This is a genomic window from Aureimonas phyllosphaerae, assembly GCF_900113065.1.
GTDB classification, from domain to species: Bacteria; Pseudomonadota; Alphaproteobacteria; order Rhizobiales; family Rhizobiaceae; genus Aureimonas; species Aureimonas phyllosphaerae.
The window spans coordinates 424,092-430,973 of sequence record NZ_FOOA01000002.1; the positions used below are offsets into that span (position 1 = coordinate 424,092).

The window sequence follows — 6,882 nt, forward strand, 5'->3', positions numbered from 1 at the left end:
CGGTTCTGCCGATCAGCGGATGCGCGGCAGTTCTTCCCACTGATGGAACGGTGGCGGCGAAGACAGGTGCCATTCCAGCGTGGTGGCGCCGACGCCCCAGGGGTTCGCTCCGGCCAGACGCTTACGGGCGAAGGCCTCGTAGACGATGTAGAGGAACAGGATCACCGAGAGGCCCGAGATGTAGGAGCCCATCGAGGACACGAAGTTCCACCCGGCGAAGGCATCGGGGTAGTCCGCATAGCGACGCGGCATGCCGGCAGCGCCGAGGAAGTGCTGCGGGAAGAACACGAGGTTCACACCCACGAACATCACCCAGAAGTGCACCTTGCCGAGCGTCTCGTTGTACATGTAGCCGCTCATTTTCGGGAACCAATAGTACCAGCCCGCGAAGATGGCGAAGACGGCGCCGAGCGACAGCACGTAGTGGAAGTGCGCGACGACGTAGTAGGTGTCGTGGAGAACGCGGTCCATGCCGGCGTTGGCGAGCTTGACGCCCGTGACGCCACCGACCGTGAAGAGGAAGATGAACCCGATCGACCAGAGCATCGGCGTCGTGAAGCGCAGCGAACCACCCCACATGGTCGCGATCCACGAGAAGATCTTGATGCCGGTCGGCACCGCGATGACCATCGTGGCGAACACGAAGTAGCGCTGCGTGTTGAGCGAAATGCCCGACGTGTACATGTGGTGCGCCCAGACCACGAAGCCGACGACGCCGATGGCGACCATGGCGTAGGCCATGCCGAGGTAGCCGAAGACCGGCTTCTTCGAGAAGGTCGAGATGATGTGCGACACGATGCCGAAGGCCGGCAGGATCATGATGTACACTTCGGGGTGGCCGAAGAACCAGAAGAGGTGCTGGTAGAGGATCGGATCACCGCCGCCTTCCGGCGCGAAGAACGTCGTGCCGAAGTTGCGGTCGGTCAGCACCATGGTGATGGCGCCGGCGAGGACGGGCAGCGACAGAAGAAGCAGGAAGGCGGTGACGAGCTGCGACCAGGCAAACAGCGGCATCTTGTGCAGCGTCATGCCGGGCGCGCGCATGTTCAGGATCGTGGTGATCATGTTGATCGCGCCGAGGATCGACGAGGCACCCGACAGGTGCAGCGCGAAGATCGCGAGATCGACGGCCGGGCCGGGATGGCCCGCGGTCGACAGCGGCGGATAGAGCGTCCAGCCCGTGCCGGCACCGTTCGCGCCCGGCGCACCCTCGACGAACATCGAAAGGATGAGGAGGAGCAGCGAGGGCGGCAGCAGCCAGAAGGCGATGTTGTTGACGCGCGGGAACGCCGTGTCCGGCGCACCGATCATGATCGGCACGAAGTAGTTGCCGAAGCCGCCGATAAGGGCCGGCATCACCATGAAGAACACCATCACCAAGCCGTGGGCCGTGGTGAAGACGTTGAAGATCTGCGGGTTGCCGAAGATTTGAAGGCCTGGCTCCTGAAGCTCGGCGCGAATGGCGACGGAGAGGCTGCCACCGATCAGGCCCGCGACGATCGCGAAGATCAGGTAGAGGATGCCGATGTCTTTGTGGTTGGTCGAGTTGACCCAGCGCACCCACCCGGTCGGGTGGTGGGGATGGGCGTCGTGCGAAGCTGCATGAGCCATGGGGACGTTCCCTGGAGGAGGGTTCAGCGCTGCGCCACGACCGAGTTCGCGGAGGCGATCTCGGCGGTCAGCTGAGCGTTGGCGTTTTCGAGATTCTCGCGAGCGGCCGCGAGCCAGGTGGCGAACTGCTCCTGGCTCACCACGCGCACGCCGATCGGCATGTTGTAGTGGTCACGTCCGCAGAGCTCCGAGCACTGTCCGTAGAAGATGCCCTCGCGATTCGCCTCGAACCAGTATTCGTTGATGCGACCCGGGACGGCGTCGACCTTCACGCCGAGCGACGGCATGGCGAAGGAGTGGATCACGTCGCCGCCGGTCGTCAGCAGGCGGACGACGGTGTTGACCGGAACGACCATCTCGTTGTCGACAGCCAGGAGGCGCGGATAGGCGGCGCGATCTTCCTTGCCGGCCGCGGCACGTGCATCGTCGGCGATCGGATACGACAGATAGGACACCGGCTCGGCGGCAGGCTCGGCTGGGTTCGCCGGGGTCCCCGCGGCCGCTGAACCGGCGGCGGCGACGGTTTGGGCTGGCTGGTACTCGTAGCCCCAGTACCACTGGTAGCCCGTCGCCTTGACCGTCAGTTCAGGCTCACGCGGCGGATTGTATTGCGCCGTCAGAAGCTGGAACGACGGAATCGCGAGGCAGAGCAGAATCAGGACCGGCGCCAGCGTCCAGATGACCTCGATCACCGTGTTGTGGCTGGTGCGCGAGGGGACCGGGTTGCGCTTCTCGCTGTAGCGGACCGCGACCCACGCCAGGAGAGCCGCCACGAGAATGACGACCGGCACCAGGAACCAGAGCGTATAGTTGCTGAACCAGTGGATCTGCGCCTCGATCGGCGACAGGGCCTCCTGGAGGTTGATCTGCCAGGGATGCGGCTGACCGGGGTGCTGAACGCTCTCTTGCGCGTACGCCGCCACGGTCGAGCCGGCCAGCGCGGCGGCGGCTAGGGCTGGTCTCTTCACGAATGCTCTCCCTCGTGGCAGGCTTTTCTTCCCACGGTCTGCGGTCTCGTCGCGGGTTCGATCGGGCTCGCAGGCCGCAAATCTCGAATGCCGCTAATGTGCAGGTGCCTCCTGCGCTTCAACCATGAAACCGCCCATTTCGCAACAAGCGGCCGACACGAGGCCTTGCGACAAAGTGCGAATGTTGCAGCGGGTCCGCGCCGGTGCCGAGCGTTGCGCGAACCTGTCGCCGCAGGCTCGACGGGGCGCGGAGGCCCGGCTAATTTCGCGCGTGGAATCCGGGCCTTGTCGTCGCCCGGTGCCTGGAAGGACACAATGAAGCTAGCTCTCGCCACGGCTCTGGCCGCCCTCCCCTTCCTCTTGGCCGCCCCGGCGCAGGCGCAAACCGGCACGGTCAAGTCGCAGCACGGAGCCTGGGCGGTGGTCTGCGACCAGCCGGCCGGCGCGGCGGGAGAGCAATGTGCGCTTCTGCAGAATGTGGTGGCCGAGGACCGCCCCGAGGTCGGCCTGTCGGTGCTGGCGTTGAAGACGGCCGATGGCAAGGCACGGATTCTGCGCGTGCTGGCTCCGCTCGGCATTCTGCTGCCGAACGGGCTCGGACTCTACGTCGACGGCAAGGACATCGGCCGTGCGCAGTTCGTGCGCTGCTTTGAGGACGGCTGCTATGCCGAGGTGATCCTTGAGGATACGCTTCGCGACACGTTGTCCACCGGCAAGTCCGCGACCTTCATCGTCTTCCAGACACCGGAAGAGGGAATCGGCATTCCGGTCGACCTCGCCGGTTTCCGCGAGGGCTTCGACGCCCTCCCCTGAGCCTCGCGTGACAAGACGCCTCTCGCTGCCTATCTCTGCCCGACACAACGAAGGCCAACGAGGCGTATGATGGCTTCTTCCCTGATCGACCTCTTCGACCTGTCGCGAGCGGAGGTCGAGGGCGTCGTGTCACAGACGCTTCGGGACGCCGATGACGGCGAACTCTTCATGGAATACCGCGAGCAGGAATCGCTCCTGTTCGACAACGGCCGGCTGAAGGCCGGCGACTTCTCCACCGAACAGGGTTTCGGGCTCCGCTGCGTCGCTGGCGAAGCGATCGGCTACGCGCATTCCGGCGACCTGTCGGCGGCCGCGCTGCGCCGGGCCGCCGCATCAGTGGGAGCGGTCCGGTCCGGCCATTCCGGAAGCGCGGCTGAAGGCCCGACAGGAACGAACCGACGCCTGTACGGCGACGAGAACCCGATTCCCGAACCAACGTTCGCCGAGAAGGTGAAACTTCTCGGTGAGATCGACGCCTATCTTCGAAGCGCGGACGAGGCTGTGCGGCAGGTGAGCGTATCGCTCGCCTCGCAATGGCAGGCGGTCGAGATCCTGCGAGCGGACGGTCGGCTCGTGCGCGACGTGCGTCCGCTTGTGCGGTTGAACGTCTCGGTCGTGGCAGGACGCGGCGACCGTCAGGAGACGGGCTCGGGCGGTGCGGGCGGGCGTCACGATTTCTTGCGCCTTGTGGACGGCGGAAACTGGCGCTCGCTTGCCGACGAGGCGCTGCGCCAGGCGCGACTGAATCTTGAGGCTGCCCCCGCCCCCGCCGGCACCTTCGATACGGTTCTGGCGTCCGGCTGGCCCGGCGTGATGCTTCACGAGGCGGTCGGTCACGGGCTCGAAGGCGACTACAATCGGAAAAAGACGTCGGCCTTCTCCGGCCTTCTCGGCCAGCAGGTGGCGGCTCGCGGCGTCACCGTGGTCGACGACGGGACGATTTCGGAGCGTCGCGGTTCACTTTCGATCGACGACGAGGGAACGCCGACCAACCGCACCGTGCTGATCGAGGACGGCAAGCTGGTCAACTACATGCAGGATCGCCAGAACGCGCGGCTCATGGGGATGGAGGCGACCGGCAACGGTCGGCGCCAGTCCTTCGCCCACGCCCCGATGCCGCGCATGACCAACACGATGATGCTGGACGGGCCGCATACGCCGGAGGAAATTCTTGCCTCGGTGAAGGACGGCATCTACGCCGTCTCGTTCAACGGCGGGCAGGTCGACATCACCTCTGGCAAGTTCGTCTTCAACTGCACGGAGGCTTATCGCATCCGGGAGGGGAAGGTCTGTGAGCCTCTGAAAGGCGTCATGCTGATCGGGAACGGGCCGGACGCCATGCACCGGGTATCGATGGTCGGCAACGACGCAGCTTTGGATCTCGGCATCGGCAACTGCGGCAAGGCCGGTCAATGGGTGCCGGTCGGCGTCGGCCAGCCGCATCTGCGCATGGACCAGATGACGGTGGGCGGCACGGAAGCGTGACGCCCGACCGGTCGCATCAGGGATAGAGACGTTCGATCGCCCATTCTCGGTCGCCGGCCGCTTTCACGAAGCGGAAGCGGTCGTGCAGGCGGAACTCGCCGTCCTGCCAGAACTCGATCTCGATCGGCATGATCCTGAAACCCGACCAGTGCGGCGGACGCGGCACGTCGTTCCCGTATTTCGCCTCGACGTCGGCGACCTGCGCCTGCAGCACCTCGCGGCTGGCGAGCGGCCGGCTCTGCTGGGAGGCCCATGCGCCGACCTGGCTGCCATGCGGGCGTCCCTCGAAATAGGCGTCGGCCTCCGCTTGGGTCACGACCTCGACGGGTCCGCGTGCACGGAACTGCCTGCGCTGACTCTTCCAGTGCATGCAGAGCGCCGCCTTGCGGGCGCCGAGGACCTGCTCCCCTTTCCGGCTCTCGAAATTGGTGTAGAAGACGAGTCCGCGCTCGTCGAACGCCTTGAGGAGAACCATCCGAACATCCGGCAGGCCGTCCGCATCGACGCTGGCCACCGCCATCGCCGTCGGATCGTTGATCTCCGTTTCCTCCGCATCGCGAAGCCAGACCTTGAGGGCCTCGTAGGGGTCCAAAGGCAATCCGCCTTCACCGAACATTAAGGTCGACTTGCTCATTCTTGAATCCAATTGTTCGAATATTGGTCCACCCGTACCTACGGCAGACGTGGTCGGTGGCAAAGGCCGAGTTTTGATGATGGAAGGAACGCGCCTCGTTCTCCTCTGCCTCTTTGCCGCAGCCCTCTCGGGTTGCACGGTGATCAGCGGCAAGGGGCTGGAGGAAGCGGCGGTCGACAAGTCTTTGACGACGGCCTCGATTCCGCCGATCGACCCTGCGGTCGCGGCCGAAACACTGTCCGACAGCCGCACCGTTCGAAACGCCGTGTCCGCGGCCGACATCACGACGGTGGACGCCGCCCCTCTCGCCTGGTCGAACGCCGACACCGGCGCGAGCGGCACGATTACCGCCATCAAGGAAACGCGGGCCGGCGAGGCGGTGTGCCGCCAGTTCACCACCTCGCGCCAGCGCTTCGACGGCGTCGCCCTCTATGCCGGCGAAGCCTGCACAACCGGACAGGGCGAGTGGACGCTGACGCGCTTCTCCGAGGACCGCTGACCGGCAGTCGGGAGACAGAAACCCCTTCAACTTCCGGTGACGGCTCGCCATATACTGCGCCATCGCCCAAATGACGGGCGATTCCCGATGATGCCCACGGGAGACTCATAAAGCCGATCAGGAACCCGACCCCGTATGCGCGACCCCTATACCGTTCTCGGCGTGGCCCGCTCCGCCAGCGAGGCGGAGATCAAGTCCGCCTTCCGCAAGCTCGCCAAGAAGTATCATCCGGACGCCAACGGCGACGACGCCGGGGCCAGCACCCGCTTCAACGAGGCCAATCAGGCCTACGAGATTCTCGGCGACAAGGAGAAGCGTGGGCAATTCGATCGCGGCGAGATCGATGCCGACGGCAAGCCGAAGTTTCAGGGTTTTTCCGGTTTCGGTGGCGGAGGGGGCGGCGGGACCAGTCCCTTCGGGTCAGGCGCGAGCAGCGGCGGATCGTTCGATTTCCGCAACGGTGGCGATTTTTCAGGCGCCGACAGCATCTTCGGCGATTTCTTCGAACAGACCTTCGGTGGCAAGCGCAACGCACGCTCGGGCTTCAACGCCGCGCGCAACACGCCCGCAAAGGGCGAGGACATCAACGCGACGCTGAAGGTGCGCCTCGAGGACGTCGTCTCCGACGCCAAGGTCGAGGCGATCTTTCCGAACGGCAAGCGCCTCGCGATCCGCCTGCCGGAGGGCGTCGAGGACGGCCAGGTCATCCGTTTGCGCGGTCAGGGCCAGCCGGCCGTCTTCAACGGCGGTCCTGCGGGCGACGCGCTGGTGACGATCTCCTTCGCGGACCATCCCCGCTTCTCCGCGTCGGGTCGCGACCTTCTTCTGGAACAGGACGTCGATCTCCAGACCGCCGTTCTCGGGGGGCGCGT

The 6,882-nt window shown here is 65.4% G+C and carries 7 protein-coding genes; 4 read left to right on the plus strand and 3 right to left on the minus strand.

Features of this window, described 5'->3' with window-relative positions:
• Positions 1–12 precede the first annotated feature (12 nt).
• The gene (gene ctaD / locus BM175_RS05085; RefSeq protein ID WP_055883876.1) at positions 13–1,611 is read right to left on the minus strand and encodes a cytochrome c oxidase subunit I; all 1,599 of its coding nucleotides are present in this window, start codon (positions 1,609–1,611) and stop codon (positions 13–15) included.
• Positions 1,612–1,634: 23 nt separating this feature from the next.
• On the minus strand, positions 1,635–2,579 hold the full coding sequence (coxB, locus tag BM175_RS05090) for a cytochrome c oxidase subunit II (RefSeq protein ID WP_090960132.1): 945 nt from the start codon (positions 2,577–2,579) through the stop codon (positions 1,635–1,637).
• A gap of 315 nt (positions 2,580–2,894) precedes the next feature.
• On the opposite strand from coxB, the gene BM175_RS05095 reads away from it, so the two are divergent.
• Together BM175_RS05095 and BM175_RS05100 are read left to right on the plus strand one after the other, a co-directional pair.
• Complete coding sequence (locus BM175_RS05095; protein WP_055883868.1) at positions 2,895–3,392, plus strand: invasion associated locus B family protein; 498 nt, start codon at positions 2,895–2,897, stop codon at positions 3,390–3,392.
• Between the two features lie 69 nt (positions 3,393–3,461).
• Positions 3,462–4,877 (plus strand): TldD/PmbA family protein, encoded by a 1,416-nt coding sequence (locus BM175_RS05100; protein ID WP_090960234.1) that lies wholly within the window; start codon positions 3,462–3,464, stop codon positions 4,875–4,877.
• A gap of 16 nt (positions 4,878–4,893) precedes the next feature.
• On the opposite strand, the gene pdxH is transcribed toward BM175_RS05100, so the two are convergent.
• Positions 4,894–5,511, minus strand: a complete 618-nt coding sequence (gene pdxH / locus BM175_RS05105; RefSeq protein WP_090960135.1) for a pyridoxamine 5'-phosphate oxidase — start codon at positions 5,509–5,511, stop codon at positions 4,894–4,896.
• Positions 5,512–5,587: 76 nt separating this feature from the next.
• On the opposite strand from pdxH, the gene BM175_RS05110 reads away from it, so the two are divergent.
• A complete protein-coding gene (locus BM175_RS05110; protein ID WP_244545867.1) occupies positions 5,588–6,010 on the plus strand; it encodes an RT0821/Lpp0805 family surface protein in 423 nt (140 codons plus the stop codon).
• A gap of 135 nt (positions 6,011–6,145) precedes the next feature.
• A partial coding sequence (locus BM175_RS05115) for a DnaJ domain-containing protein (protein ID WP_090960138.1) occupies positions 6,146–6,882 on the plus strand: 737 nt, incomplete at its 3' end.

What these genes read in the sequence shown, in the direction of transcription:
- BM175_RS05095 (WP_055883868.1), top strand. Translation starts at nt 2,895, where the DNA reads ATGAAGCTAGCTCTCGCCACGGCTCTGGCCGCCCTCCCCTTCCTCTTG.
- pdxH (WP_090960135.1), bottom strand. Translation starts at nt 5,511, where the DNA reads ATGAGCAAGTCGACCTTAATGTTCGGTGAAGGCGGATTGCCTTTGGAC.
- BM175_RS05100 (WP_090960234.1), top strand. Translation starts at nt 3,462, where the DNA reads ATGGCTTCTTCCCTGATCGACCTCTTCGACCTGTCGCGAGCGGAGGTC.
- BM175_RS05110 (WP_244545867.1), top strand. Translation starts at nt 5,588, where the DNA reads ATGATGGAAGGAACGCGCCTCGTTCTCCTCTGCCTCTTTGCCGCAGCC.
- ctaD (WP_055883876.1), bottom strand. Translation starts at nt 1,611, where the DNA reads ATGGCTCATGCAGCTTCGCACGACGCCCATCCCCACCACCCGACCGGG.